General features: G+C 71.1%; 26 protein-coding genes, 2 pseudogenes and 1 riboswitch. Of the genes and pseudogenes, 26 read left to right on the top strand and 2 right to left on the bottom strand.

Annotated features, from left to right (window positions below):
* Positions 1-56 precede the first annotated feature (56 nt).
* Positions 57-1,604 carry a signal recognition particle protein gene (gene ffh, locus ACMATS_RS11520; RefSeq protein ID WP_414167850.1) on the top strand — a complete coding sequence of 516 codons (1,548 nt, stop codon included), beginning with the start codon at positions 57-59 and terminating at the stop codon, positions 1,602-1,604.
* A gap of 38 nt (positions 1,605-1,642) precedes the next feature.
* Here the strand turns inward: ffh and ACMATS_RS11515 are convergent, their stop codons facing one another.
* Positions 1,643-2,479, bottom strand: a complete 837-nt coding sequence (locus ACMATS_RS11515) for an SAM-dependent methyltransferase (RefSeq protein ID WP_414167849.1) — start codon at positions 2,477-2,479, stop codon at positions 1,643-1,645.
* 219 nt (positions 2,480-2,698) lie between these two features.
* Between ACMATS_RS11515 and proS the strand changes: the two genes are divergently transcribed.
* The 18 genes and pseudogenes from proS (at position 2,699) to ACMATS_RS11425 (ending at position 17,244) form a co-directional block, all read left to right on the top strand.
* On the top strand, positions 2,699-4,123 hold the full coding sequence (proS, locus tag ACMATS_RS11510) for a proline--tRNA ligase (protein WP_390776733.1): 1,425 nt from the start codon (positions 2,699-2,701) through the stop codon (positions 4,121-4,123).
* Between the two features lie 197 nt (positions 4,124-4,320).
* Positions 4,321-4,911, top strand: a complete 591-nt coding sequence (locus ACMATS_RS11505; RefSeq protein ID WP_336415613.1) for a hypothetical protein — start codon at positions 4,321-4,323, stop codon at positions 4,909-4,911.
* A 206-nt stretch (positions 4,912-5,117) separates the two neighbouring features.
* Entirely contained in the window at positions 5,118-5,552 is a 435-nt protein-coding gene (gene rpsP, locus ACMATS_RS11500) for a 30S ribosomal protein S16 (protein WP_336415614.1), read from the top strand.
* 2 nt (positions 5,553-5,554) lie between these two features.
* Positions 5,555-5,794 carry an RNA-binding protein gene (locus tag ACMATS_RS11495; RefSeq protein WP_004924853.1) on the top strand — a complete coding sequence of 80 codons (240 nt, stop codon included), beginning with the start codon at positions 5,555-5,557 and terminating at the stop codon, positions 5,792-5,794.
* Between the two features lie 108 nt (positions 5,795-5,902).
* Positions 5,903-6,499 (top strand): ribosome maturation factor RimM, encoded by a 597-nt coding sequence (gene rimM, locus ACMATS_RS11490; protein ID WP_414167848.1) that lies wholly within the window; start codon positions 5,903-5,905, stop codon positions 6,497-6,499.
* Entirely contained in the window at positions 6,499-7,308 is an 810-nt protein-coding gene (trmD, locus tag ACMATS_RS11485; RefSeq protein WP_390776735.1) for a tRNA (guanosine(37)-N1)-methyltransferase TrmD, read from the top strand. The genes rimM and trmD overlap by 1 nt, the downstream gene beginning before the upstream one ends.
* 131 nt (positions 7,309-7,439) lie before the next feature.
* Complete coding sequence (rplS, locus tag ACMATS_RS11480) at positions 7,440-7,790, top strand: 50S ribosomal protein L19 (protein WP_336415617.1); 351 nt, start codon at positions 7,440-7,442, stop codon at positions 7,788-7,790.
* A 45-nt stretch (positions 7,791-7,835) separates the two neighbouring features.
* Complete coding sequence (gene lepB / locus ACMATS_RS11475) at positions 7,836-8,666, top strand: signal peptidase I (protein ID WP_390776736.1); 831 nt, start codon at positions 7,836-7,838, stop codon at positions 8,664-8,666.
* Positions 8,659-9,700 (top strand): annotated as a pseudogene (lepB, locus tag ACMATS_RS11470) (signal peptidase I). Before lepB (ACMATS_RS11475) ends, lepB (ACMATS_RS11470) begins: the two are co-directional and overlap by 8 nt.
* Positions 9,624-10,601: a signal peptidase I gene (lepB, locus tag ACMATS_RS11465; protein WP_390776815.1), complete on the top strand. Its 978-nt coding sequence runs from the start codon at positions 9,624-9,626 to the stop codon at positions 10,599-10,601. Before lepB (ACMATS_RS11470) ends, lepB (ACMATS_RS11465) begins: the two are co-directional and overlap by 77 nt.
* An 83-nt stretch (positions 10,602-10,684) precedes the next feature.
* Positions 10,685-11,446, top strand: a complete 762-nt coding sequence (gene lepB / locus ACMATS_RS11460; RefSeq protein WP_414167847.1) for a signal peptidase I — start codon at positions 10,685-10,687, stop codon at positions 11,444-11,446.
* Positions 11,439-11,933 (top strand): NUDIX hydrolase, encoded by a 495-nt coding sequence (locus tag ACMATS_RS11455; protein WP_390776738.1) that lies wholly within the window; start codon positions 11,439-11,441, stop codon positions 11,931-11,933. Before lepB (ACMATS_RS11460) ends, ACMATS_RS11455 begins: the two co-directional genes overlap by 8 nt.
* 39 nt (positions 11,934-11,972) lie before the next feature.
* Positions 11,973-12,281, top strand: coding sequence for a DUF2469 domain-containing protein (locus ACMATS_RS11450; protein ID WP_007821609.1), 309 nt, complete (start codon positions 11,973-11,975; stop codon positions 12,279-12,281).
* An 87-nt stretch (positions 12,282-12,368) separates the two neighbouring features.
* On the top strand, positions 12,369-12,728 hold the full coding sequence (locus ACMATS_RS11445; RefSeq protein WP_336415621.1) for a YraN family protein: 360 nt from the start codon (positions 12,369-12,371) through the stop codon (positions 12,726-12,728).
* A complete protein-coding gene (locus ACMATS_RS11440; RefSeq protein WP_414167846.1) occupies positions 12,728-14,338 on the top strand; it encodes a YifB family Mg chelatase-like AAA ATPase in 1,611 nt (536 codons plus the stop codon). The genes ACMATS_RS11445 and ACMATS_RS11440 overlap by 1 nt, the downstream gene beginning before the upstream one ends.
* Positions 14,335-15,516 (top strand): DNA-processing protein DprA, encoded by a 1,182-nt coding sequence (gene dprA / locus ACMATS_RS11435; RefSeq protein ID WP_414167845.1) that lies wholly within the window; start codon positions 14,335-14,337, stop codon positions 15,514-15,516. The genes ACMATS_RS11440 and dprA overlap by 4 nt, the downstream gene beginning before the upstream one ends.
* Positions 15,517-15,750: 234 nt before the next feature.
* On the top strand, positions 15,751-16,587 hold the full coding sequence (whiG, locus tag ACMATS_RS11430) for an RNA polymerase sigma factor WhiG (protein WP_390776741.1): 837 nt from the start codon (positions 15,751-15,753) through the stop codon (positions 16,585-16,587).
* A 117-nt stretch (positions 16,588-16,704) separates the two neighbouring features.
* Positions 16,705-17,244, top strand: a complete 540-nt coding sequence (locus ACMATS_RS11425; protein ID WP_390776816.1) for a TetR/AcrR family transcriptional regulator — start codon at positions 16,705-16,707, stop codon at positions 17,242-17,244.
* A gap of 153 nt (positions 17,245-17,397) precedes the next feature.
* Here the strand turns inward: ACMATS_RS11425 and ACMATS_RS11420 are convergent.
* Positions 17,398-17,859, bottom strand: a pseudogene (locus tag ACMATS_RS11420) (peptidoglycan DD-metalloendopeptidase family protein); the annotation flags it as partial.
* A gap of 295 nt (positions 17,860-18,154) precedes the next feature.
* Here ACMATS_RS11420 and rpsB point away from each other — a divergent pair.
* The 7 genes from rpsB to ACMATS_RS11385 all read left to right on the top strand — a co-directional run bounded on the left by rpsB (position 18,155) and on the right by ACMATS_RS11385 (position 25,212).
* The gene (gene rpsB, locus ACMATS_RS11415; protein WP_390776742.1) at positions 18,155-19,012 is read left to right on the top strand and encodes a 30S ribosomal protein S2; all 858 of its coding nucleotides are present in this window, start codon (positions 18,155-18,157) and stop codon (positions 19,010-19,012) included.
* Positions 19,013-19,184: 172 nt separating this feature from the next.
* Positions 19,185-20,021: a translation elongation factor Ts gene (tsf, locus tag ACMATS_RS11410; RefSeq protein ID WP_391151762.1), complete on the top strand. Its 837-nt coding sequence runs from the start codon at positions 19,185-19,187 to the stop codon at positions 20,019-20,021.
* A 164-nt stretch (positions 20,022-20,185) separates the two neighbouring features.
* Complete coding sequence (gene pyrH / locus ACMATS_RS11405; RefSeq protein ID WP_390776744.1) at positions 20,186-20,959, top strand: UMP kinase; 774 nt, start codon at positions 20,186-20,188, stop codon at positions 20,957-20,959.
* A 179-nt stretch (positions 20,960-21,138) separates the two neighbouring features.
* A complete protein-coding gene (gene frr, locus ACMATS_RS11400; RefSeq protein WP_004944809.1) occupies positions 21,139-21,696 on the top strand; it encodes a ribosome recycling factor in 558 nt (185 codons plus the stop codon).
* Positions 21,696-22,775, top strand: coding sequence for a phosphatidate cytidylyltransferase (locus tag ACMATS_RS11395; protein WP_390776745.1), 1,080 nt, complete (start codon positions 21,696-21,698; stop codon positions 22,773-22,775). Before frr ends, ACMATS_RS11395 begins: the two co-directional genes overlap by 1 nt.
* A 79-nt stretch (positions 22,776-22,854) precedes the next feature.
* A complete protein-coding gene (gene rlmN / locus ACMATS_RS11390) occupies positions 22,855-23,961 on the top strand; it encodes a 23S rRNA (adenine(2503)-C(2))-methyltransferase RlmN (RefSeq protein ID WP_414167844.1) in 1,107 nt (368 codons plus the stop codon).
* A gap of 40 nt (positions 23,962-24,001) precedes the next feature.
* Positions 24,002-24,107: riboswitch (TPP riboswitch) on the top strand.
* Positions 24,103-25,212 carry a thiamine ABC transporter substrate binding subunit gene (locus ACMATS_RS11385; protein ID WP_414167843.1) on the top strand — a complete coding sequence of 370 codons (1,110 nt, stop codon included), beginning with the start codon at positions 24,103-24,105 and terminating at the stop codon, positions 25,210-25,212. Its footprint overlaps the riboswitch before it by 5 nt.
* Positions 25,213-25,242 lie beyond the last annotated feature (30 nt).

Genomic DNA, 25,242 nt, shown 5'->3' with positions numbered 1-25,242 from the left:
TACCCTTGGGGGTCAGCCGCCGACTCGAGCCTCGACCAGAAGGATCCGCGACCACCGTGTTCGATACCCTCTCCGACCGCCTCGCAGCGACGTTCAAGAACCTCCGGGGCAAGGGGCGCCTCTCCGAGGCGGACATCGATGCCACCGCGCGCGAGATCCGCATCGCCCTGCTGGAGGCCGATGTCGCGCTGCCCGCCGTCCGCGCCTTCATCAAGCAGGTCAAGGAGCGTGCCCTCGGCGCCGAGGTCTCCCAGGCCCTGAACCCGGCCCAGCAGGTCATCAAGATCGTCAACGAGGAGCTCATCGGCATCCTCGGCGGCGAGACCCGCCGGCTGCGCCTTTCCAAGACGCCCCCGACCGTCATCATGCTCGCCGGTCTGCAGGGTGCCGGTAAGACGACGCTCGCCGGAAAGCTCGGCCTCTGGCTGAAGAACCAGGGCCACGCCCCGCTGCTCGTCGCCTGTGACCTCCAGCGCCCCAACGCCGTCAACCAGCTCTCGGTCGTCGCCGAGCGCGCCGGCGTCGCGGTCTTCGCGCCGGAGCCGGGCAACGGCGTGGGCGACCCGGTGCAGGTCGCCAAGAACTCCGTCGAGTTCGCCCGCTCTAAGCAGCACGACATCGTGATCGTCGACACCGCCGGCCGCCTCGGCATCGACGCCGAGATGATGCAGCAGGCCGCGGACATCCGCGACGAGGTGCAGCCGGACGAGATCCTCTTCGTCGTCGACGCGATGATCGGCCAGGACGCGGTCAACACCGCGGAGGCCTTCCGTGACGGCGTCGGCTTCGACGGCGTCGTGCTCTCCAAGCTCGACGGCGACGCCCGCGGCGGTGCCGCGCTGTCGGTCGCGCACGTGACCGGCAAGCAGGTCATGTTCGCCTCCAACGGCGAGAAGCTGGACGACTTCGACGCGTTCCACCCGGACCGCATGGCGTCCCGCATCCTCGGCATGGGCGACATGCTCAGCCTCATCGAGAAGGCCGAGCAGACCTTCAGCCAGGACGAGGCCGAGAAGATGGCGGCCAAGCTGGCGAAGGGGCCGAAGGAGTTCACGCTCGATGACTTCCTGTCGCAGATGGAGCAGGTCCGCAAGATGGGCTCCATCAGCAAGCTGCTCGGCATGCTCCCGGGCATGGGCCAGATGCGGGACCAGATCAACAACCTCGACGAGCGCGACGTCGACCGCACCGCCGCGATCATCAAGTCGATGACCCCGGCCGAGCGCCAGGACCCGACGATCATCAACGGCTCCCGCCGCGCCCGTATCGCCAAGGGTTCCGGCGTGGACGTCAGCGCCGTCAAGAACCTGGTCGAGCGGTTCTTCGACGCCCGCAAGATGATGTCCCGCATGGCCCAGGGCGGCGGCATGCCCGGGATGCCCGGCCTGCCGGGCATGGGCGGCGGTGCGGCCCGCAAGAAGAAGCAGACCAAGCAGGCCAAGGGCAAGCGGCAGTCGGGCAACCCGATGAAGCGCAAGGCCGAGGAGCAGGCCGCCGCCGAGCGCCGCGCGCAGCAGCCGGCGAGCCCGTTCGGCCTGCCGGCCGGTGGCCAGGACGGTCAGGACTTCGAACTCCCCGAGGAATTCAAGAAGTTCATGAAGTGAGGCTGCGGGCGCCCGCGATGGCGGGCGCCCCTGCCCCGCTAGTGGTGCGCCACCAGATACCGGAACACATTCGGCATCCACACCGTGCCGTCGTGCCGCAGATACGGGTGCAGCGCCTCGGCCAGTTCCTTGGCCACCTGCTCCTCGTCCGTGGCCCGCTCGGCCGCGTCGAAGGCGCCGGTGGAGAGCAGTCCGCGGATGGCGCTGTCCATGCCGGCATATCCGTACGGGCAGGCCACCCGCCCCGAACCGGCGGGCCGCAGACCCGCCGCCCGGGCCAGCTCCTCCAGGTCGTCGCGGCCGCTGGGCCGCCACCGGGCGGGCGCGCACATGGGGTCCGCGAGCCGGGCCGCGACCCGGAACGCCCCCGATGCGGCACAGCGCTCCGGCGGCCCCCACCCGGCCAGCACGACGGGTGCCCCGCGCTCGGCGAGGCCCGCCGCGCGGACGAGCTCCGGCACCCCGACGCCGGGACCGCCGCCCGTCGGGCAGAGCGGGCCGAAGGCGGTGACGAGGGTGAACGGCCCGTCGCCGGGCCGCCGTACGGCCTCCGGGCCGCCCGGCCGCAGCCGGGCACCGGACGCACGGGCGCCGGGCGCGCCCTCCGGCAGCAGCCGGTCGCGGGCCAGTTCCAGCCGGGACGGGTCGTGTTCGGTGCCCCACACCTCGGCGCCGCGGGCGGCGGCCATCAGCAGGGCGAGGCCCGAGCCGCAGCCGAGGGCGAGCAGCCGGGTGCCGGGTCCGGTCTCCAGCCGTTCGTAGACCGCCTCGTAGAGCGGCACCAGCATCCTTTCCTGGATTTCCGCCCAGTCGCGGGCCCGGGTGTCGGGCGAGGTCGAGGACGGCCGGTGCCGCCGAGCGAGCGTTGGTGTCATCGAATGCGCCCCAATCCGCCGAGAGCCGTGTCCACGTCCGAAAAGCCGCCCCCATGTGTGGTGCCGTGCGCGCTGCTGCAAAAGCCCCCCGATGCCAGAGAACTCCGCTTCCGTCCCCGAGTCCAGGGGCTGTGGGGAGAACGTTCGGGGGGCCGGACGGGCGGGGTTGCGGAGAGATGGATTCACACTCGGCGTGACGCGCCCCGTACCATTCCCACCATGGCAAAGGCTCCCATTCTCACTCCCCGTGCGGAAGACTTCCCGCGCTGGTACCAGGACTTGATCAACAAGGCCGAGCTGGCCGACAACGGCCCGGTGCGCGGCACCATGGTCATCCGACCGTACGGCTATGGGCTCTGGGAGCGCATGCAGCAGGAGATGGACGCGCGGATCAAGGACGCGGGCGCCTCCAACGCGTACTTCCCGCTCTTCATCCCGCAGTCCTACCTGACCAAGGAGGCGGAGCACGTCGAGGGCTTCGCCCCCGAGCTCGCGGTCGTCACGCACGGCGGCGGCAAGGAGCTCGAGGAGCCGGTCGTCGTCCGGCCCACCTCCGAGACGATCATCAACGAGTACTTCTCCAAGTGGGTGCAGAGCTACCGCGACCTGCCCCTGCTGATCAACCAGTGGGCGAACGTGGTGCGTTGGGAGATGCGCCCGCGCGTCTTCCTGCGCACCAGCGAATTCCTCTGGCAGGAGGGCCACACGGCCCACGCCACCTACGAGGACGCCCGCGACTACGCCGCCCGCATCCACCGTGACGTCTACTACGACTTCATGGTCAACGTCCTGGGCATCGACGTGGTGCTCGGCCGCAAGACGCCCAAGGAGCGCTTCGCGGGCGCGATCAACACCCTCACCCTCGAGGGCATGATGGGCGACGGCAAGGCGCTGCAGATGGGCACCAGCCACGAGCTCGGCCAGAACTTCGCCAAGGCGTTCAACACCTCGTACCTGTCGAAGGACGGGCAGCAGGAGCTCGTCTGGCAGACCTCCTGGGGCGTCTCGACCCGCATGGTCGGCGGTCTGATCATGTCGCACGGCGACGACAGCGGCCTGCGCGTCCCGCCGCGGCTGGCGCCGGTCCAGGCCGTCGTTCTGGCGATCAAGGGTGACGAGGCCGTGCTCGCCAAGGTCCGCGAGATCGGCGACGTGCTCAAGGCCGCGGGCGTCCGCGTGCAGGTCGACGACCGCACCGACACCCCCTTCGGCCGCCGCGCCGTGGACTGGGAGCTCAAGGGCGTGCCGGTCCGCATCGAGATCGGCCCGCGCGACCTGGAGAACGGCACCGCGATGCTGGCCCGCCGCATCCCGGGCGGCAAGGAGACGGTACGCGTCGACAATGCGGACGAGCTGGCCGCGCTGCTGCCGAAGGTCCTGGAGGAGGACCAGGAGCTGCTGCTGCGCCAGTCGCGCGAGCGCCGCGTGTCCCGTACGACGGACGTGAAGACGATCGACGAGGCGGCCGAGGCCGCGATCGCCGGCGGCTGGGCGCGTATCCCGTGGTCGGTGCTGGGCACGGACGGCGAGGCCGAGCTGGCCGAGCAGGCCGTGACGGTGCGCTGCCTGGTCAACGAGGACGGCTCCGTGCCGGAGTCGGACGACGCGGCGGGTGCCCTGGCGATCGTCGCGCGCGCCTACTGAGGCGTCGTGCGGTGAGCGCGTGAGCGCTTACTGATGCGTCAGTACGTCCCACCTTGCGAACAGGTGCGCGGGTTCTCCGCAGTTCTGCGCACCCGCCCTCGTCAGGGCGTATGAGGCGGGAAACTGACTGGTACGTGCAAAATATTTGGGATGGCCCGGTATCGGAACACCGGGCCGTCCCTGCTCGTTGTCACGACGTGAGCACGACACCACCTGTACTCGCCGCAGAGCTGGCGCAGGCGTGGGCCGACATTCAGCGGTACCACCCCGAGCTGCCGGATCTAGCCGCGCCCGAATCGTTGATCGGGGAGTCGTCGTCCGCCTGTGGCGCCGAGCTCTCCTTCGAAAGGCTGCTGCACGAGGCAGTGCACGGCATCGCGGCCGCCCGCGGTGTCCGGGACACCTCACGCGCCGGCCGCTACCACAACCGCCGGTTCCTGGCGATCGCGGAGGAGCTCGGGCTCGACCACAGCGAGGAGCCGCATCCCAGCAGCGGCTTCTCCCTGGTCGCGCTCAACCCGGAGGCGCGCAAGCGCTACCGCCCCACCATCGACAGACTCCAGCGGGCGCTCAAGGCGCACACGGTCGCCACGGCGGCCGACACCACCCGTACCTTCCGGGGTCCGGCGGCCCGGCACGGGTCGTCCGGCGGCGGGGTGCGGGTGAAGGCGGTCTGCGACTGCGGGCGCAACGTCCGGGTCGTGCCCTCCGTGCTCGCGCAGGCGCCGATCATGTGCGGCGGCTGCGGCCAGCCGTTCCGCATTCCCGAGGCCGTTTCCGTCGGCTGAGGCGGATCCGGGCCGGTCACGGGGCGCGGCCGGCCGATCCGGGTCGGCCGCCCCCGGCCGGTATGGCACAATGGGGGGCTGTACTCGACAGTCGCACAGGACCCCTCTCTCCTCCGGCTGACGCGTCCATCGGGCACCCGAGTACCGCAACCCCACGTGGCATCCCGTTGTGCCCAACCACGTCAAGACCAGGAGACACCACTCCAGTGGCAGTCAAGATCAAGCTGAAGCGTCTGGGCAAGATCCGTTCGCCTCACTACCGCATCGTCATCGCCGACTCCCGCACCCGCCGTGACGGCCGTGCGATCGAGGAGATCGGCCTGTACCACCCGGTGCAGAACCCCTCGCGCATCGAGGTCGACAGCGAGCGTGCCCAGTACTGGCTGAGCGTCGGCGCCCAGCCGACCGAGCCCGTCCTGGCCATCCTCAAGGTCACCGGCGACTGGCAGAAGTTCAAGGGTCTGCCGGCCCCGGCCCCGATGCTCGTGGCCGAGCCGAAGGACAAGCGCGCCGCGTTCGAGGCCTTCACCAAGGCTCTCGAGGCGAACGACGCGAAGGGTGAGGCCATCACCCCGAAGGCCAAGAAGTCGGAGAAGAAGGACGAGGCCGCCGAGGCCGAGTCCGCGTCGACCGAGGCCTGAGGATGCTCGAGGAGGCCCTTGAGCACCTCGTGAAGGGCATCGTCGACAACCCCGACGACGTGCAGGTCGCCTCGCGCAACCTGCGCCGCGGGCGCGTGCTGGAGGTCCGGGTCCACCCCGACGACCTCGGCAAGGTGATCGGCCGCAACGGCCGCACCGCGCGTGCACTGCGGACCGTCGTGGGCGCCATCGGCGGCCGGGGCATCCGCGTCGACCTCGTCGACGTGGACCACGTTCGCTGAGCAAGCGATTGAGCACCGGCACGGGCCGGGAAGGGTTCTCCTTCCCGGCCCGTTGTCGCGTTCGTACGGAATTTCTGAGTACGGGACTTTTTGAGTGAGGACAGGATCGTGCAGCTCGTAGTCGGCAGGATCGGCCGCGCCCACGGGATCAAGGGCGAGGTCACCGTTGAGGTGCGTACGGACGAGCCCGAGCTGCGGCTCGGACCCGGGGCCGTGCTGGCCACCGACCCGGCCGGTACGGGGCCGCTCACCATCGAGTCCGGCCGGGTGCACAGCGGCCGGCTGCTGCTCCGCTTCGCCGGCGTGGGCGACCGCACCGCCGCCGAGGCGCTGCGCAACACCCTCCTGATCGCCGAGGTCGACCCGGACGAGACGCCCGAGGACCCCGAGGAGTTCTACGACCACCAGCTGATGGACCTCGAGGTCGTCACCGTCGACGGCACGGTCGTCGGCCGGATCACGGAGATCTCCCACCTGCCCTCGCAGGACCTGTTCATCGTGGAGCGCCCCGACGGCGGCGAGGTCATGATCCCGTTCGTCTCCGAGATCGTCACGGAGATCGACCTGGACGCCCAGCGCGCGGTCGTCGACCCGCCCCGCGGGCTGCTCGACGGCGCCGAGGCCGAGGTCGCGAGCTCCCGCGAAGAGAGCTCAGGCGAGGAGAGCTCAGGCGAGGAGAGCTCCCGCGAGGAGGGTGACGCCTGATGCGCCTCGACGTCGTCACGATCTTCCCCGAGTACCTCGAACCGCTGAACGTCTCGCTCGTCGGCAAGGCCCGCGCCCGCGGGCAGCTGGACGTGCGCATCCACGACCTGCGCAGCTGGACGCACGACAAGCACAACACCGTCGACGACACCCCCTACGGCGGTGGCCCCGGCATGGTGATGAAGCCCGATCCGTGGGGCGAGGCACTCGACGAGATCATCGCCTCGGGAGAAGGGGCGCCCGTGATCGTGGTGCCCACCCCGAGCGGCAGGCCGTTCACCCAGGAGCTGGCCGTCGAGCTCTCGGAGAAGCCGTGGCTGGTCTTCACCCCGGCCCGCTACGAGGGCATCGACCGCCGTGTCATCGAGGAGTACGGCGACCGCGTCGACGTGCGCGAGGTCTCCATCGGCGACTACGTGCTGGCCGGCGGCGAGGCCCCGGTTCTGGTGATGGTCGAGGCCGTCGCCCGGCTGCTGCCCGGCGTGCTGGGCAACGCCGAGTCGCACCGCGACGACTCCTTCGCGCCCGGCGCCATGGCCGGCCTGCTGGAGGGCCCGGTCTACACCAAGCCCCCGGAGTGGCGCGGCCGCGGCATCCCGGACGTCCTGGTCAGCGGCCACCACGGGAAGATCGCCCGCTGGCGCCGCGACGAGGCGCTGCGCCGGACGACCGCGAACCGGCCCGATCTGATCGAGCGGGCCGACCCGGCGGCGTTCGACAAGAAGGACCGCGAAATGCTCTCGATCCTGGGCTGGGCCCCGGGTGAGGACGGCCGATTTGGGCGACTGGGCCAGGCCGTGGAAGAATGAGCCGTTGCCTTGCGTCCGGCGCGCGCCCCTGCCACAGGGGGAACGACGCCGCCCGTCGCTCGGGCACGATTTTCGACTTTCCCGAACCGTTCCGCCGATGACCTGTGGCATCGGCGAGGAAGCAGACTCCTATGTCTTCCCTGCTCGACAACGTCAACGCCGCGTCGCTGCGCACCGACGTCCCCGCCTTCCGTCCCGGTGACACCGTGAACGTCCACGTTCGCGTCATCGAGGGCAACCGCTCCCGCATCCAGCAGTTCAAGGGTGTCGTCATCCGCCGTCAGGGCGCGGGCGTCAGCGAGACCTTCACGGTCCGCAAGGTCTCCTTCTCCGTCGGCGTCGAGCGCACCTTCCCGGTGCACAGCCCGATCTTCGAGAAGATCGAGCTCGTGACCCGCGGTGACGTCCGTCGCGCCAAGCTGTACTACCTCCGTGAGCTGCGCGGCAAGGCCGCGAAGATCAAGGAGAAGCGCGACAACTGAACTGCTCGCGGGCGTTCCGACCGGGCCGGATAGGCTTTCGGCCCGATGGACACCGACGCACAGTTCGCACAGCTTCCGGAGCGCGACCACTCTCCAGAACCCGTCGAGGGGGAGGAGCAGGGGTCGCGCTCTGCGCGTGTCCGGGGCTCCTCCCCGCTGCGCGCCCTGCGGGAGTGGGCGACGGGCGGCGGGCCGCTGCGCCGGGCCGTGCTGCTGCTGGCCTGCTGCATGGTGTTCGTACTCCTGGTCAGCAGCTATCTGGTGCAGCCCTTCCTGATCCCGAGCGGCTCGATGGAGAACACGCTCCGGATCGGCGACCGGGTGCTCGTCAACAAGCTCGCCTACCGCTTCGGCGACACGCCCCGCCGCGGCGACGTGATCGTCTTCGACGGCACCGAATCCTTCGTCCAGGACCCGCCCGCCGAGAACCCCGTGACGGCCGTGATCCGCAAGGCGGGGTCGTCCGTGGGCCTGATGACCCCGGCGGGGACGGACTACGTCAAGCGGGTCGTGGGCATCGGCGGCGACCGCGTCACCTGCTGCGACAAGCGCGGGCTGTTGCAGGTCAACGGCCATCCGGTGCTGGAGGACGGCTATCTCCACCCCGGCGACGCCCCGTCCCGGGTACCGTTCGACATCGTGGTGCCGGAGGGAAAGCTCTGGGTCATGGGGGATCACCGCGACGACTCCCGTGACTCTCGTGATCATTTGGGGGAGCCCGGCGGGGGCACGGTCCCCGTGGAGCGGGTCATAGGGCGTGCCGACTGGATCGGCTGGCCGTTCGGCCGGATCCGCTCGCTGCCGAGGACCGGCGCCTTCGACGGCGTACCGGCCCCGGGGCCGGGGACCGCCCACGGCGGTATGCCGCATGGGTAGCCACAGTCGTACCGCCGCGAGGGGACGCGGCAGGGCGGCGGGGCGTGCGGCCGAGGAGCCCGTACCGGAGGGGCGGGCCGCACGGCGGAAGGCCGCGCGCCGGGTCGTACGGCGCAGGCGCCGGGCCACGATCCGGGAGGTGCCGGTCCTCATAGCGGTGGCGCTGCTGATCGCGCTGGTGCTCAAGACCTTCCTGGTGCAGGCGTTCGTCATCCCGTCCGGTTCCATGGAGCAGACCATCCGGATCGGCGACCGGGTGCTCGTCGACAAGCTGACGCCGTGGTTCGGGTCCACGCCGCACCGCGGCGACGTGGTGGTCTTCAAGGACCCGGGCGGCTGGCTGGAGGGCGAGCAGACGCACACCGGGCAGGATCCGGTGGGCATCCGCCAGATCAAGCAGGGGCTGACGTTCATCGGCCTGCTGCCGTCCGCCGACGAGCAGGACCTGATCAAGCGGGTGATCGGCACCGGCGGCGATACGGTCAAGTGCTGCGACAAGGACGGCAAAATCACGGTCAACGGAACGCCGTTGGACGAGCCGTACATCCACCCGGGCAACCCGCCGTCCCAGATCCGCTTCGAGGTGAAGGTCCCTCGGGGGCGGCTGTTCGTCATGGGGGACCACCGGTCCAATTCGGCCGATTCCCGCTTCCATCTGGACGAGGCCGGGCAGGGGACCGTACCGGAGAACCTGGTGGTCGGGCGGGCGATCGTGATCGCCTGGCCGTTCGGCCACTGGAGCCGGCTGGCCGAACCCGGCGGATTTTCATCGGTCGGGGACGCGCCGCGGGCGGGAGCGCGAGCGGAGGTCCCGGAGCATAGGGTGTCCCCCACGGATCAGGACGGAATGATCCGGCTCCCGACCCCTGCGGAACTCCCGCTCGTTATGGGAGTGGTGGGCCTGCGTCGTATGTACGACAGGCGGCAGCGTGGAGTGAGGAGTGGATTGTGGGGGATTTGGCGGTCGGCGCACGGTCCGGTCACGGAGAGCCCGAGAAGCGGCCCGGCGGGCCGGACGGGTCACCGAGGGGTGACGCGTCCGATGAGGCCATGTCCCAGGCGGCGGTCGGACCGGCCGGGCCGGAGCACGACGAGGTGACGTCCGGGGAGGAGCCCGGGCGGCCGGCCGGCCGGGGTGCGAACAGCATGGTGCCCAAGAAACAACGATCCTTCTGGAAAGAGCTGCCGATCCTGGTCGGCATCGCTCTCGTCCTCGCGCTCATCATCAAGACCTTCCTGGTGCAGGCGTTCTCGATCCCCTCGGAGTCGATGCAGAACACCCTGCAGCGCGGCGACCGCGTGCTGGTCGACAAGCTCACGCCGTGGTTCGGCTCCAAACCCGAGCGCGGCGAGGTCGTCGTCTTCCACGATCCGGGCGGCTGGCTCGGCGAGACCCCGCAGCAGGACAACGGTCCGATCGCGGGCGGCCTGCAGAAGGTGCTCAGCTTCATCGGCCTGATGCCCTCGGCCGAGGAGAAGGACCTCATCAAGCGGGTCATTGCGACCGGCGGCGACACCGTCGAGTGCAAGGGCAACAACGACCCGGTGGTCGTCAACGGCAAGCCGCTCAACGAGCCGTACATCTTCCCGGGCAACACGCCCTGCGGTGACAAGCCGTTCGGCCCGATCAAGGTCCCCAAGGGCCGGATCTGGGTCATGGGCGACCACCGCCAGGACTCCCTCGACTCCCGCTACCACCAGGAGCTGGACAAGTACCAGGGCACGGTCTCGGAGGACGAGGTCGTCGGGCGCGCCATCGTCGTCGCCTGGCCGCTGAACCGCTGGTCCACGCTGCCGGTGCCGGACACCTTCAACCAGCCGGGGCTGAGCGCCGCCGCCGCTGCGGCACCGCCGGCCCTGGGGCTGGCGGGCGCGGTGCCGCTGGTGCTGTGGCGCCGCCGCCGGATCGCCGGGAAGGCCGCGCAGAAGGGCTGACCGGCGCCGGTACCCCCGGGTAGGGTGCGATTCCATGCCGCCGCGGGCGGAGGGATGCGGATCCGAGGCACACGGGGGTCGCGATGAGCACAGCGGAACGTACGGGCGAGGGCCACGGCCGCCCGGGCAGGGCACTGTCCGGGCTGGCCGTGGCCCTCGGCTGTGTGCTCTTCCTGGGCGGCTTCGCCTGGGGCGCGTTCCTGTACCGGCCGTACGCGGTGCCCACCGACTCCATGGCCCCGACCATCGGCCGGGACGACCGGGTGCTCGCCCAGCGCATCCACGGCGGGGACGTGCGCCGCGGGGACGTGGTCGTCTTCCGGGACAAGGTCTGGGGCGACGTGCCGATGGTCAAGCGGGTCGTCGGGGTGGGCGGGGACACCGTCGCGTGCTGCGACAAGCAGGGGCGGCTGACGGTCGACGGCCGGTCCATCGACGAGCCCTACCTCGGTACCGAGGGGCCCGCTTCGCCCACCGGTTTCTCGGCCACCGTCCCGGAGGGCCAGCTCTTCCTGCTGGGCGACCACCGCACCGACTCCCTCGACTCCCGGTACCACCTCACCGACCCCGGCCACGGCACGGTGCCGCGCGACGCCGTCCGGGCGCGCGTCGACGCCACGGCCTGGCCGGCATCCGGCTGGGGCATGCTCGGCCGCCCGGCGTCCTTCGCCGCGCTCCCGGGCGGCACCTCGCAGCCCGGACCGCTGCCGCAGGTGGTGACCGCAGTGATCGCCGGTGCCGTGCTCATCCTGGGAGGTGCGGCGTACGGTCCCCTCGCACGCCGGGCGGAGGGACGGGCGGCGCGGCGGGAGAAGCACGGGAAGGCGGTGGCGTCCCATGGCTGAGCACGACGCGCTCCGCAGAGCAGCCCGGGTGGTGCTGCTCGACCGGCAGGACCGCATCCTGCTGCTGCACGGCTACGAACCGGACGACCCCTCCGACACCTGGTGGTTCACCCCGGGCGGCGGGCTGGAGGGCGCCGAGGACTGGGCGGACGCGGCGCGCCGGGAACTGGCCGAGGAGACCGGGATCACAGAGATCGACCTGGGCCCGGTGCTCTGGCGGCGCATCTGCTCCTTCCCGTTCGACGGGCGGCGCTGGGACCAGGACGAGTGCTATTTCCTGGCCCGGACGGACCAGGAGCCCGACTGGACCGGCGGCGGGACGGAGCTGGAGCGGCGGAGCCTCACGGGTCTGCGGTGGTGGACCTGCGAGGAACTGCTCGCGACCCGTGAGACGGTGTATCCGACCAGGCTCGCCGAGCTGCTGCAGAGGCTGCTCGACGAGGGTCCCCCGAGCTCACCGGTGCGCCTGGAGACGGAGCGCGCCTGAAGCACAATGGGGGGACGCACGGCTGAAGGGGAACATGCCATGAGCGCCGAGGACCTCGAGAAGTACGAGACCGAGATGGAGCTGAAGCTCTACCGGGAGTACCGCGATGTCGTCGGGCTGTTCAAATACGTGATCGAGACCGAGCGGCGTTTCTACCTCACGAACGACTACGAGATGCAGGTCCACTCCGTGCAGGGAGAGGTCTTCTTCGAGGTCTCGATGGCCGACGCGTGGGTCTGGGACATGTACCGGCCGGCCCGGTTCGTGAAGCAGGTACGGGTGCTCACGTTCAAGGATGTGAACATCGAGGAGCTGAACAAGACCGACCTCGACCTCCCGGGAGGGTGACGGGGTTTTCCACAACCGCCGGGTTATCCACCAAGATCCAACAGTTTCCGGCGCAGGCGTCACTCTCGGTGCGGGAGGTGGTGCCGAATGGACGCTCGACGAGCGCTCGGACGCTACGGGGAGGACCTGGCGGTGCGCCGGCTGGCCGCGGCCGGGATGACGGTGGTGGCGCGGAACTGGCGGTGCCGCGAGGGCGAGCTGGACATCGTGGCCCGTGATGCGGACGCCCTGGTCGTGTGCGAGGTGAAGACCCGCAGGGCCGGGCGGTACGAGCATCCGCTGGCGGCCGTGCGGCCCGGCAAGGCCGGCCGGCTGAGACTGCTGGCCGAGCGCTGGCTGGAGCGGCACGGCGGGCCGCCGCCGGGCGGTGTGCGGATCGACGTGGTGGGTGTGACCGTCCCCGACCGCGGTGCACCCGTGGTGGAGCACGTCAGGGGGGCGGCCTGATGGGCTTCGCCCGTACCTGCTCGGTCGCCCTGGTCGGCGTCGAGGGCGTCGTGGTCGAGGTCCAGGCCGGCCTGGAGCCCGGCGTCGCGGCCTTCACCCTGGTCGGCCTGCCCGACAAGAGCCTGGTCGAGTCGAAGGACCGGGTCAGGGCGGCCGTGGTCAACTCCGGTGCCGAATGGCCGCAGAAGAAGCTCACCGTGGGCCTCAGCCCGGCCTCCGTCCCCAAGGGCGGCAGTGGCTTCGACCTCGCCGTGGCCTGCGCCGTCCTGGGCGCGGCCGAGCGCGTGGACCCGCGGGCCATCGCCGATCTGATGCTGATCGGCGAGCTGGGCCTCGACGGCCGGGTCCGCCCGGTCCGCGGCGTCCTCCCGGCGGTGCTGGCCGCGGCCGACGCGGGATACCGGCACGTCGTCGTCCCCGAGGCCACGGCCGCCGAGGCGGCGCTGGTGCCCGGGATCTCGGTCCTCGGGGTGCGCAGCCTGCGCCAGGTCATCGCCGTCCTGGCCGACGAGCCGGTGCCCGAGGAGGACGAGAGCCTGCCGGGCGAGGGCCACCCGGACCCCGTGATGGCCGGGCTCCTCCTGCCGGGAGCCGCCCTGGGCGTGCCCCTGCCGGACGCCCTCGACCGGCCCGACCTGGCCGAGGTCGCCGGGCAGCACCGTGCCCGCCGGGCCCTGGAGGTGGCCGCCGCCGGGCGCCACCACCTCCTCTTTCACGGCCCTCCGGGAGCAGGGAAAACGATGTTGGCCGAGCGGCTGCCCGGGCTGCTGCCGCCCCTCACCCGTCAGGAGTCACTGGAGGTGACGGCGGTGCACTCGGTGGCCGGGGTGCTTCCGCCGGGGCAACCCCTCATCGACCGCGCGCCGTTCTGCGCGCCCCACCACTCCGCCTCCATGCCGTCCCTGGTCGGCGGCGGTTCGGGGATGCCGCGGCCGGGGGCGGTGTCGCTGGCGCACCGGGGCGTGCTGTTTCTGGACGAGGCCCCGGAGTTCCCCGGGCGGGTGCTCGACGCGCTGCGGCAGCCCCTCGAATCCGGTCACGTGGTCATCGCCCGCTCGGGCGGGGTGATGCGCCTCCCGGCCCGCTTCCTGCTCGCGCTGGCCGCCAACCCCTGCCCGTGCGGCCGGCACGGTATGACGGGGGACGGCTGCGACTGCCCGCCGCGGGTGATCAGGCGTTATCTCGCCCGGCTCTCCGGGCCGTTGATGGACCGCGTGGACCTGAGGGTGACGGTCGAGCCGGTGGCCCGCTCCGAGCTGACCGGCCCGGGCACCGCCGAGCCGACCGCCGTGGTCGCCTCCCGGGTGCTCGCCGCGCGCGAGCGGGCCGCCGACCGGTACATGGGCACGCCGTGGCGCACCAACAGCGAGGTGCCCGGGCACGAGCTGCGCACACGCTGGCGTGCCGGTCCGGGGGCGCTGGCCGAGGCCGAGCGGGACATGGAGCGCGGCCTGCTGACGGCCCGTGGGCTGGACCGGGTGCTCCGGGTGGCCTGGACCGTGGCCGACCTCGCCGGTCACGACCGCCCCGACGCCGAGGACGTCGCCCAGGCCCTGGAGCTGCGCACCGGCATTCAGCGGGGTGCGGTCCTGGCGGGAGGACGGCCGTGACGGGTCCCGGCCGCGACGAGCGGCTGGCGCGGGCGGCGCTGACGCGGCTGACCGAGCCCGGTGACGAGACCGTCGGCCGATGGCTGCGGCAGATGGGGCCCGTGGGGCTGGTGCGAGGGCTGACGGGCAACGGGCCGCCGCCGAAGGGCGCCCGGGAGGAGCGGCTGGCCGGGTGCAGGGCCCGTGCCGAGATGCTCGACCCCGTGGCCGACCTCGCCGCCGTCGCCCGGCTCGGCGGCCGTTTCGTCTGCCCCGGCGACCTCGAATGGCCCGGACAACTGGACGACCTGGGCGACGCCCGGCCCATCGGCCTGTGGGTGCGCGGGAGTCCGGGCGTGCGGACGTGGGCGCTGCGCTCCGTGGCGGTGGTCGGCGCCCGGGCCTGCACCGGCTACGGCTCCCATGTGGCGGCCACCCTGGGCGCCGGGCTCGCGGAGCGCGGCTGGGTCGTCGTGTCCGGGGCGGCCTACGGAGTCGACGGCGCCGCCCACAGGGGAGCGCTCGCCGCCGACGGGGCGACGGTGGCGGTGCTGGCCTCGGGAGTGGACGTGCCCTATCCGCGCGGGCACACCGAGTTGCTCGACCGCATCGCGGAACAGGGGCTGCTGCTGGCCGAGTTGCCCCCGGGCGGGCACCCGACGCGCAGCAGGTTCGTCCTGCGGAACCGGGTCATCGCGGCCCTGACGCGCGGCACCGTGGTCGTCGAGGCCGAGTACCGCAGCGGATCGCTCGTCACGGCGCGGCGGGCCCGGGAGCTCGGACGACACACCATGGGCGTGCCCGGGCCCGTCACTTCGGGGCTCTCGGCCGGGGTGCACGAACTGCTGCGCGAGGGCGCGTGCCTGGTGTCCGACGCCGATGACGTCGCCGAGCTCGTCGGCGGCATGGGGGAGCTGGCACCGCTGCGCCGGGGGCCGGTGGTGGCCCGGGACCTGCTCGACCCCGAGGCGGCCAGAGCACTGGAGGCGGTGCCCGCGCGCCGGGGCGCGCAGGCCCGCGCGATCGCCCGCGAGGCCGGGATGGGACGGGAGCGGACCCTGGCCCGGCTCTACGAGCTCCAGGCCCTGGGCTTCGTGGAACGACAGGGTGATCTCTGGCAGTTGGCTGCCACGACGTCAACATCCAGCACCCCCAAGCCCCCCGGACGGCAAGCCGGTGTGCGGCGAGGCGGTGCTTGACCTGGGGTGATCGGGTGAAAGGGTGAAGAGGGCGACCGCTGCGGCCCTACGACGGGCCCCTGCCGTCGCGGGCGCCCCGCGGCCGTCGCCGTGACGTGCGGTCCGCGGAACGTATCTGCGCACACCGAAGGGGTCTCCTCGCGCACCGCAGTCCTCCAGTCACGCTACGCTCACGGGATTCCAGCCATCCGCACCACCCGATCCACGTCACAGCAGAACGGCTCAAGACGACGCATGCACCGGCACACCTCGGGTTCCGACCGCGCGGCGGCCCCTCCCGCGGCCCGCGGCGCCGTGCGCCCGCCCGCGCCCGCCACGCTCGACGAGCTGTGGCAGGCGTACAAGACCTCGGGCGACGACCGGCTGCGGGAGCAACTGATCCTCCACTACTCGCCGCTGGTGAAGTACGTGGCGGGGCGCGTCAGCGTGGGCCTGCCGCCCAACGTCGAGCAGGCGGACTTCGTCTCGTCCGGAGTCTTCGGACTCATCGACGCCATCGAGAAGTTCGACCCCGCGCGGTCGATCAAGTTCGAGACCTACGCCATCACCCGGATCCGCGGCGCCATGATCGACGAACTGCGCGCGCTGGACTGGATCCCGCGCTCGGTCCGGCAGAAGGCGCGGGCCGTCGAGCGTGCGTACGCCACCCTGGAGGCCGCCCTGCACCGCACGCCCACCGAGGCCGAGGTGGCGGCGGAGATGGGCATTCCGCTCGACGAACTGCACGCCGTCTTCAGCCAGTTGTCGCTGGCCAACGTGGTGGCCCTGGAGGAGCTGCTGCACGCGGGCGGCGAGGCCGGCGACCGGCTGAGCCTGATGGACACGCTGGAGGACACCACCGCCGACGACCCCGTCGAGGTCGCCGAGGACCACGAGCTGCGCCGGCTGCTGGCCCGCGCCATCAACACCCTTCCCGACCGGGAGAAGACGGTGGTGACCCTCTACTACTACGAGGGCCTCACCCTCGCCGAGATCGGCCACGTGCTCGGCGTGACGGAGAGCAGGGTCAGCCAGATCCACACCAAGTCGGTGCTCCAGCTGAGGGCCAAGCTGGCGGACGTGGGACGCTGAATCGTCCCTCCAATTCCTCCCCTATTTCCTCCCTCCAACGTCGTCCCCGGCAAAGCCGGTCCGTAGAGTGGGACCGTGCCCAGGATTCGAGCGGCCTCAGTGGCCGAGCACCGGACCATGCAGCGCGGCGCCCTGCTCGACGCCGCCCGCTCCCTGCTGTCCGAAGGCGGTACGGAGGCGCTGACCTTCCCCGCCCTCGCCGAGCGCACCGGGCTCGCGCGGTCCTCCGTCTACGAGTACTTCCGCTCGCGCGCGGCCGTGGTCGAGGAGCTGTGCGCCGTCGACTTCCCCGTCTGGGCCGCCGAGGTCGAGGCCGCGATGGAGCGCGCCGCCACCCCCGAGGACAAGATCGAGGCCTATGTGCGCCGGCAGCTGGCGCTCGTCGGCGACCGCCGGCACCGGGCCGTGGTCGCCATCTCCGCGGGCGAGCTGGACGCCGGTGCCCGCGAGAAGATCCGCGCCGCGCACGGCGGGCTGATCGCCATGGTCGTGGAGGCCCTCCAGGTGCTGGGCCACGAGCAGCCCCGGCTGGCCGCGATGCTGCTCCAGGGCGTCGTCGACGCCGCGGTGCGCCGCATCGAGCTCGGCGCGGCCGAGGATCCCGGGCACATCACCGAGGCCGCCGTCTCCATGGCCCTGAGGGGCGTCCGCGGCTGAGGCCGCGGACGCGGCCGCACTCTCCAGGCTGCCCGTCAGCGGCAGCAGCCGCGACGGCGGGCGCCGCAGCATCCACGGCGGCAGCAGGCTCAGCGGGTCGAGATAGACGTCCCCGCGCAGCAGGCCCCAGTGCAGGCAGCCCGCCGCGCAGTGCCCGAAGTCCGCGTCCAGCACCGCCACCACCTGGCCCGCCGCCACGTGGTCGCCCTCGTGCACCGTCGCCCGCACCGGTTCGTACGTCGTCCGCAGGGGCGGGCTGCCGGTCCCGTCCAGCTCCACCGACAGCACCCCGCGGCCCGCGACCGTGCCCGTGAAGGACACCCTGCCCGGCGCGGCCGCCCGCACCGGGGCTCCCGCACGGGCGCCGAGATCCACCCCGCGGTGCCCGGCCGCCCAGCGCACCGGGGGCGGCTCCCAGCCCCGCACCACCAGCGGCCGGCCGCCCCGGGCTCCGGCCACGGGCCAGGCCCGGTCCGCGCTGCGGCCGGCCGGAGCCGCCGGCAGCAGCGCCGCACCGGCGGGCGGGGCGCAGACACAGAGCGCCACCGCCAGACAGAGGAGGCAGAGAAGACGGAGAGGACCGGGAGCGTGCCGTCGCACGTGGTTCCATCGCATGTGCCCACGGTGACGGAGCGCGGCGGATTGCGGGGATCATGACCGGGTTCTGTGGACTACTCGCGGGTTGTGCACAACGCCGTCACCCGGGCCTTCTCCGGTCCCGTACACTTCTCATGGCGATCCGGGTCACCGGGTCGACTTCGCACGCCCCGCCACCGGTCTCCCGGTGGACGTGTCCCTCGGTCCGACGATCTCCTGTGCCTGCACGGAGTGTCACGGCTGGCGCGTCGGGGCGTCAGGAGCGGCGGCCGGCCGGCCGCCGTGGAAACCGAGTATCTCAAGGAGCGCGGCCATGGCCGTCGTCACGATGCGGGAGCTGCTGGAGAGCGGCGTCCACTTCGGTCACCAGACCCGTCGTTGGAACCCGAAGATGAAGCGTTTCATCTTCACGGAGCGCAACGGCATCTACATCATCGACCTGCTCCAGTCGCTGTCGTACATCGACCGCGCCTACGAGTTCGTCAAGGAGACCGTCGCGCACGGCGGCTCCATCATGTTCGTCGGCACGAAGAAGCAGGCCCAGGAGGCCATCGCCGAGCAGGCGACCCGCGTCGGCATGCCCTACGTGAACCAGCGCTGGCTGGGCGGCATGCTCACCAACTTCTCGACCGTCTACAAGCGCCTGCAGCGCCTGAAGGAGCTCGAGCTCATCGACTTCGAGGACGTGGCCGCCTCCGGCCTCACCAAGAAGGAGCTCCTGGTCCTCTCCCGCGAGAAGGCCAAGCTGGAGAAGACCCTCGGCGGCATCCGCGAGATGCAGAAGGTGCCGAGCGCCGTCTGGGTCGTCGACACCAAGAAGGAGCACATCGCCGTCGGTGAGGCGCGCAAGCTCCGCATCCCGGTCGTCGCCATCCTCGACACCAACTGCGACCCTGACGAGGTCGACTACAAGATCCCGGGCAACGACGACGCCATCCGCTCCGTCACCCTGCTCACCCGCGTGATCGCCGACGCCGTCGCCGAGGGCCTCATCGCCCGCTCCGGTGTCGCCACCGAGGGCAAGGGCGAGAAGGCTGCCGCCGAGCCGCTGGCCGAGTGGGAGCGCGACCTGCTCGAGGGCGAGAAGAAGGCCGACGAGCCCGCCGCCGAGGCCGCTGCCGAGGCCCCCGCCGAGGCCGAGAAGCCGGCCGCGGACGCCGAGCAGGCCTGACCCTCCGCACCGCACCGTGGGGGCCCTGTGCCCCCGCGGTGTCCCGGTGGATCCACGGCCGGATCCCGTCCGTTGGACGGGGCCCGGTCGTTGTGGTGACCTCAAGACGGACCAGCCCATGCCCGGTGCCCATGGCCCGGGACCAGGCGTAGTGCACGAGAAGGATTCAAGGATGGCGAACTTCACCGCCGCTGACGTCAAGAAGCTCCGCGAGCTCACCGGCGCCGGCATGATGGACTGCAAGAAGGCGCTCGACGAGGCCGAGGGCAACCTCGAGAAGGCCGTCGAGATCGTCCGCGTCAAGGGCCTGAAGGGCGTGGCCAAGCGCGAGAGCCGCACCACCGAGAACGGTGCGGTCGTCTCGAGCATCGCCGCCGACAACACCTCCGGCGTCATCGTCGAGCTCAAGTGCGAGACCGACTTCGTCGCCAAGGGCGAGAAGTTCGTGGCCGTCGCCGAGGCCCTGGCCGCCCACGTCGCCAAGACCGCTCCGGCCGACGTCGAGGCCCTGATGGCCTCCGAGATCGAGGCCGGCAAGACCGTCCAGGCGTTCGTGGACGAGGCCAACGCCACCCTCGGCGAGAAGATCGTCGTGGACCGCTTCGCCGCCTTCGGCGACGGTTACGTCTCCGCGTACATGCACCGCACCGCCGCGGACCTGCCCCCGCAGGTCGGCGTGCTGGTCGAGCTGGACAAGGAGAACGCCGAGGTCGCCAAGGACGTCGCGCAGCACATCGCCGCCTTTGCGCCGAAGTTCCTCTCCCGCGACGCCATCCCGGCCGACGTCGTCGAGAACGAGCGTCGCGTCGCCGAGGCCACCGCTCGCGAGGAGGGCAAGCCCGAGGCCGCCCTGCCGAAGATCGTCGAGGGTCGCGTCACCGGCTTCTTCAAGGAGCAGGTCCTGCTGGACCAGCCCTTCGCCAAGGACAACAAGAAGACCGTCCAGAAGATCCTGGACGAGGCCGGTGTCACGCTGAAGCGCTTCGCGCGCATCCGCGTCGGCGCCTGAGCCGCCCGGCAGGACAGCGAACGACCTGCGACCCGCTAGGGTCGTATGCAGCCGACCGTCCACCAGTCGGCCGCTGATGTGACGAGGAGGCCATTGCCGCAGAGGGATTCGAAGAGAACCCGTCCGGCAATGGCCTTCTTCGTATGTGCACGAGGAGATTTCCAATGAATCAGGGTGCGGACGCCACGCAGGCCGCCGAGAACAGCGCCATCAAGGGCACTCGCCGGTTCCTGCTGAAACTGTCAGGTGAGGCCTTCTCCGGCGGCGGCGGGCTCGGCGTCGACCCCGATGTCGTGCACGCCATCGCCCGTGAGATCGCGGCCGTGGTCCGCGAGGGCTACGAGATCGCCGTCGTCATCGGCGGCGGCAACTTCTTCCGCGGCGCCGAGCTCCAGCAGCGCGGCATGGACCGGGCCCGCTCGGACTACATGGGCATGCTCGGCACCGTGATGAACTCCCTCGCCCTCCAGGACTTCCTGGTCAAGGAAGGCGTCGAGACGCGGGTGCAGACCGGCATCACCATGGGCCAGGTCGCCGAGCCGTTCATCCCGCTGCGCGCCGTGCGCCACCTGGAGAAGGGCCGCGTCGTGATCTTCGGCGCGGGCATGGGCATGCCCTACTTCTCCACGGACACCACCGCCGCCCAGCGCGCCCTGGAGATCCACGCCGAGGCGATCCTCATGGGCAAGAACGGCGTCGACGGCATCTACGACGCCGACCCGAAGAAGAACCCCGACGCGGTCAAGTTCGACGCGCTGGAGTACGGCGAGGTGCTCGCCCGCGGCCTCAAGGTCGCCGACGCCACGGCCATCAGCCTGTGCATGGACAACAAGCTGCCGATCCTCGTCTTCGAGCTGCTCGCCGAGGGCAACATCGCCCGTGCGGTCAAGGGTGAGAAGATCGGCACGCTCGTGAGCGACCAGGGCTCGCGGGACTGAGAGCCCGCACGGCCGCCCGTACCGCCCGCCGACGGCCTCGGCGGGCCCGGGGCGGCAACTCCGTGCCGCGGGAAGACCCTCGGCACGGGGATGGACAACTGCCTGCCGGTCGGACACCGTGCAGGAGAAGACGCGCGCAGGGGCGAGGCTCTGCTTACTGATAACACCAGGAGCAAGTGGTGATCGAAGAGATCCTCCTCGAGGCCGAGGAGAAGATGGAGAAGGCCGTTGTGGTCGCCAAGGAGGACTTCGCGGCGATCCGCACCGGGCGTGCGCACCCCGCGATGTTCAACAAGATCGTGGCCGACTACTACGGCGCACTGACGCCCATCAACCAGCTGGCGTCGTTCTCGGTGCCCGAGCCGCGCATGGCCGTCGTCACGCCGTTCGACAAGAGCGCGCTGCGCAACATCGAGCAGGCCATCCGCGACTCGGACCTGGGCGTCAACCCGAGCAACGACGGCAACATCATCCGTGTGAACTTCCCCGAGCTCACCGAGGAGCGCCGCCGCGAGTTCATCAAGGTCGCCAAGGGCAAGGGCGAGGACGCGAAGGTCTCGATCCGCTCCATCCGCCGCAAGGCCAAGGACGCCCTGGACAAGCTCGTCAAGGACAAGGAGTCCGGCGAGGACGAGGTGCGCCGCGCCGAGAAGGAGCTCGACGACACCACCGCGAAGTACGTCGCGCAGGTGGACGAGCTGCTCAAGCACAAGGAATCCGAGCTCCTCGAGGTCTGATGAACGACGCATCCTGGGGAGCTCCGCCGCACATGGGACACCGGTGGTCCCCCGACGGGGGTCCCTCCGGCCCGGCGGGTCCTCTGCACGAGGCGGGCGCGGCGGCGCAGACTCGCCCCATGCCCATCGTGCCCGACGCAGGCGGAGACCAGGACGACCGTGAGCAGGGTGCCGCTCATGTCGGCGGCCCCCTGTTCCGCGATGAACAGGAGCCCGACATCCTGCCTCAGGAGCCCGCCGCCCCCCAGGCGGCGCAGGCGGGGAAGAAGAGCGCGGGCCGTGACCTGCGGGCCGCGATAGGGGTCGGGGTCGGCCTCGGCGCGGTCATCCTCGCCTCCCTGTTCGTCTACAAGCCCGTCTTCCTCGGCGTGATCGTGCTCGCCGTGGTGGTCGGGCTGTGGGAGCTGACCTCCCGGCTCGCGGAGCGGAAGGGCATCAAGGCCCCCCTGGTGCCGCTGGCGATCGGCGGCGCGGCGATGGTGGTCGCGGGCTACGTCAACGGTGCCGAGGGCGCGTGGGTGGCCATGGCCTTCACGGCGCTCGCGGTGCTCGTCTGGCGGATGACGGAGCCGCCGGACGACTACCTCAAGGACGTCACCGCCGGCCTCTTCGCGGCCTTCTACGTGCCGTTCCTGGCGACCTTCGTGGCGCTGATGCTGGCCGCGGGGGACGGCGCCTGGCGGGTGCTGACCTTCCTGATCCTGACGGTGGTCAGCGACACCGGTGCCTATGCGGTGGGCTGGCGGTTCGGCAAGCACAAGCTGGCGCCGCGCATCAGCCCCGGCAAGACCCGCGAGGGCCTGGCCGGTGCGGTGGCGTTCGCGATGGTGGCGGGCGCGCTGTGCATGCAGTTCCTGATCGACGACGGCGTCTGGTGGCAGGGCCTGCTGCTGGGCCTCGCGGTCGCGGTCAGCGCCACCCTGGGCGACCTGGGCGAGTCCATGATCAAGCGGGACCTGGGCATCAAGGACATGGGCGCCCTGCTCCCCGGCCACGGCGGGATCATGGACCGGCTGGACTCCCTGCTGCCGACCGCTCCGGTGGTCTGGCTGCTGATGGTGGTCTTCGTCGGCTCCTGAACTGCACTTTTGCTATACGGGGCCCGCAGTCCGACGGACGGCGGGCCCCGTTCCGTACGTCTGCGACACTGGAAGAACCATGCCTAAGCCCGGAGAACTCACTTTCGTCGCCCCCCGCGGAGCCAAGAAGCCCCCGCGGCACCTTGCCGACCTCAGCCCTGCAGAGCGCCGTGAGGCGGTCGCCGCGATCGGCGAGAAGCCGTTCCGCGCGAAGCAGCTGTCCCAGCACTACTTCGCCCGGTACGCGCACGACCCGGAGGCATGGACCGACATCCCCGCCGCCGCCCGCGAGAAGCTCGCGAGCGAGCTGCTGCCGGAGCTCATGAGCGTCGTGCGGCACATCTCCTGCGACAACGACACCACCCGCAAGACCCTCTGGCGGCTGCACGACGGCAAGCTCGTCGAGTCGGTGCTGATGCGCTACCCCGACCGCGTCACCATGTGCATCAGCTCCCAGGCGGGCTGCGGCATGAACTGCCCGTTCTGCGCCACCGGCCAGGCCGGTCTGGAGCGCAACCTGTCGACCGCCGAGATCGTGCACCAGATCGTGGACGGCATGCGCGCGCTGCGCGACGGCGAGGTGCCCGGCGGTCCGGCGCGGCTGTCCAACATCGTCTTCATGGGCATGGGCGAGCCGCTCGCCAACTACAACCGCGTGGTCGGCGCCATCCGCCGGCTCACCGACCCCGAGCCGGACGGCCTCGGGCTGTCCCAGCGCGGCATCACCGTCTCCACGGTCGGCCTGGTGCCCGCGATGCACCGGTTCGCGGACGAGGGCTTCAAGTGCCGCCTCGCGGTCTCGCTGCACGCGCCCGACGACGAGCTGCGCGACACCCTGGTGCCGGTCAACACCCGCTGGAAGGTCCGCGAGGTCCTGGACGCCGCCTGGGAGTACGCGGAGAAGTCCGGCCGCCGGATCTCCATCGAGTACGCCCTGATCCGGGACATCAACGACCAGGCCTGGCGCGGCGACCTCCTGGGCCGGCTGCTCAAGAACAAGCGGGTGCACGTCAACCTGATCCCCCTCAACCCCACCCCGGGGTCGAAGTGGACGGCCTCCCGCCCCGAGGACGAGCGGGCCTTCGTCGCGGCGATCGCCTCGCACGGCGTGCCGGTGACCGTCCGGGACACCCGCGGCCAGGAGATCGACGGGGCCTGCGGCCAGCTCGCCGCCACCGAGCGCTGAGCCCGGCTGATACTGTCCGTCTGCATCATTCGCACAAATGAACATCCGACAGGGGAGCGCACACAGCGCTGAGAGTGCGGCACGGCCCGCAGACCCTCGGACCTGATCCGGTTAGTACCGGCGTAGGGAGTCAGCTCGACCATGAACACCACCTTCCGGCGTGCCCTCGGGGCCGCCCTCGTCGGCGTGCTCGGCCTGCCCGCACTCGCCGCGTGCGGCGGCTCCGGCAGCTCGAAGAGCTCCGAGTCGTCGGGCGGCAAGGGCGACAGGACCGTCACGCTCGTCTCGCACGACTCCTTCGCGGCCTCGGACTCCGTGCTCAAGGAGTTCACGCAGCAGACCGGCTACACCGTCAAGGTGATCAAGAGCGGAGACGCCGGGCAGGCCGTCAACCAGGCCATCCTCTCCAAGAGCCACCCGCAGGGCGACGTCTTCTTCGGCGTCGACAACACGCTGCTCTCGCGCGCGCTCGACAACGGGCTGTTCACTTCCTACGAAGCCAAGGGCCTGAGCCGGGTGCCTCAGGATCTTCAACTCGACGCCGCGCAGCACCGCGTCACGCCCATCGACACCGGCGACATCTGCGTCAACTACGACCGGGCCTACTTCGCCGACCACAAGCTGGCCCCGCCGCAGACCCTCGACGACCTGATCAAGCCGGAGTACAAGAACCTCCTGGTCACCGAGAACTCCGCCACCTCCTCCCCGGGCCTCGCCTTCCAGCTCGCCACCATCGCCAAGTTCGGCGACGAAGGCTGGCAGAACTACTGGAATGCTCTGAAGGACAACAACGTCGAGGTCGTCGACGGCTGGGAGCAGGCCTACAACAGCCGCTTCTCCGGCTCCGCCGCCGGCAAGAAGGCCAAGGGCGACAAGCCGCTCGTCGTCTCCTACGCCTCCAGCCCGCCGGCCGAGGTGCTCGACATGAAGCCGCAGCCGGACCCCAAGGACGCCCCGACCGGCGTCGCGACCGGCACGTGCTTCCGGCAGACCGAGTTCGCCGGACTGCTCAAGGGCGCCAAGAACACCGAAGGCGGCAAGGCCCTGATCGACTTCCTGCTGGGCAAGACGTTCCAGGAGGACATGCCGCTCCAGATGTTCGTCAAGCCGGCGAACCAGGACGCCAAGCTGCCCGAGGTGTTCACCAAGTACGGTGCGCAGATCGACAGTTCGGCCACCGTCGACCCGCAGAAGATCGCCAAGAACCGTGACCAGTGGGTCAAGGCATGGTCCTCGCTCGTCCTGAAGTAGATCGTCCTGAAGCAACGGACCGTCCCGAAG

It is taken from the genome of Streptoverticillium reticulum, from assembly GCF_047456005.1.
In the GTDB taxonomy this organism is placed as follows: domain Bacteria; phylum Actinomycetota; class Actinomycetes; order Streptomycetales; family Streptomycetaceae; genus Streptomyces; species Streptomyces reticulum.
The sequence above is the reverse complement of the archived record's forward strand: the minus strand, read 5'-3'. Positions and strand labels throughout refer to the sequence as shown.

Bases quoted from the DNA above. Each gene is read 5' to 3' on its own strand.
- lepB (WP_390776736.1), top strand. From the start codon at position 7,836: ATGGACACCGACGCACAGTTCGCACAGCTTCCGGAGCGCGACCACTCT.
- whiG (WP_390776741.1), top strand. From the start codon at position 15,751: ATGCACCGGCACACCTCGGGTTCCGACCGCGCGGCGGCCCCTCCCGCG.
- tsf (WP_391151762.1), top strand. From the start codon at position 19,185: ATGGCGAACTTCACCGCCGCTGACGTCAAGAAGCTCCGCGAGCTCACC.
- ACMATS_RS11445 (WP_336415621.1), top strand. From the start codon at position 12,369: ATGGACGCTCGACGAGCGCTCGGACGCTACGGGGAGGACCTGGCGGTG.
- ACMATS_RS11450 (WP_007821609.1), top strand. From the start codon at position 11,973: ATGAGCGCCGAGGACCTCGAGAAGTACGAGACCGAGATGGAGCTGAAG.
- lepB (WP_414167847.1), top strand. From the start codon at position 10,685: ATGAGCACAGCGGAACGTACGGGCGAGGGCCACGGCCGCCCGGGCAGG.
- ACMATS_RS11440 (WP_414167846.1), top strand. From the start codon at position 12,728: ATGGGCTTCGCCCGTACCTGCTCGGTCGCCCTGGTCGGCGTCGAGGGC.
- rplS (WP_336415617.1), top strand. From the start codon at position 7,440: ATGTCTTCCCTGCTCGACAACGTCAACGCCGCGTCGCTGCGCACCGAC.
- ACMATS_RS11515 (WP_414167849.1), bottom strand. From the start codon at position 2,479: ATGACACCAACGCTCGCTCGGCGGCACCGGCCGTCCTCGACCTCGCCC.
- ACMATS_RS11425 (WP_390776816.1), top strand. From the start codon at position 16,705: ATGCAGCGCGGCGCCCTGCTCGACGCCGCCCGCTCCCTGCTGTCCGAA.
- ACMATS_RS11395 (WP_390776745.1), top strand. From the start codon at position 21,696: ATGAACGACGCATCCTGGGGAGCTCCGCCGCACATGGGACACCGGTGG.
- rlmN (WP_414167844.1), top strand. From the start codon at position 22,855: ATGCCTAAGCCCGGAGAACTCACTTTCGTCGCCCCCCGCGGAGCCAAG.
- trmD (WP_390776735.1), top strand. From the start codon at position 6,499: ATGCGCCTCGACGTCGTCACGATCTTCCCCGAGTACCTCGAACCGCTG.
- pyrH (WP_390776744.1), top strand. From the start codon at position 20,186: ATGAATCAGGGTGCGGACGCCACGCAGGCCGCCGAGAACAGCGCCATC.
- ACMATS_RS11455 (WP_390776738.1), top strand. From the start codon at position 11,439: ATGGCTGAGCACGACGCGCTCCGCAGAGCAGCCCGGGTGGTGCTGCTC.
- proS (WP_390776733.1), top strand. From the start codon at position 2,699: ATGGCAAAGGCTCCCATTCTCACTCCCCGTGCGGAAGACTTCCCGCGC.
- ACMATS_RS11385 (WP_414167843.1), top strand. From the start codon at position 24,103: ATGAACACCACCTTCCGGCGTGCCCTCGGGGCCGCCCTCGTCGGCGTG.
- ACMATS_RS11495 (WP_004924853.1), top strand. From the start codon at position 5,555: ATGCTCGAGGAGGCCCTTGAGCACCTCGTGAAGGGCATCGTCGACAAC.
- rpsB (WP_390776742.1), top strand. From the start codon at position 18,155: ATGGCCGTCGTCACGATGCGGGAGCTGCTGGAGAGCGGCGTCCACTTC.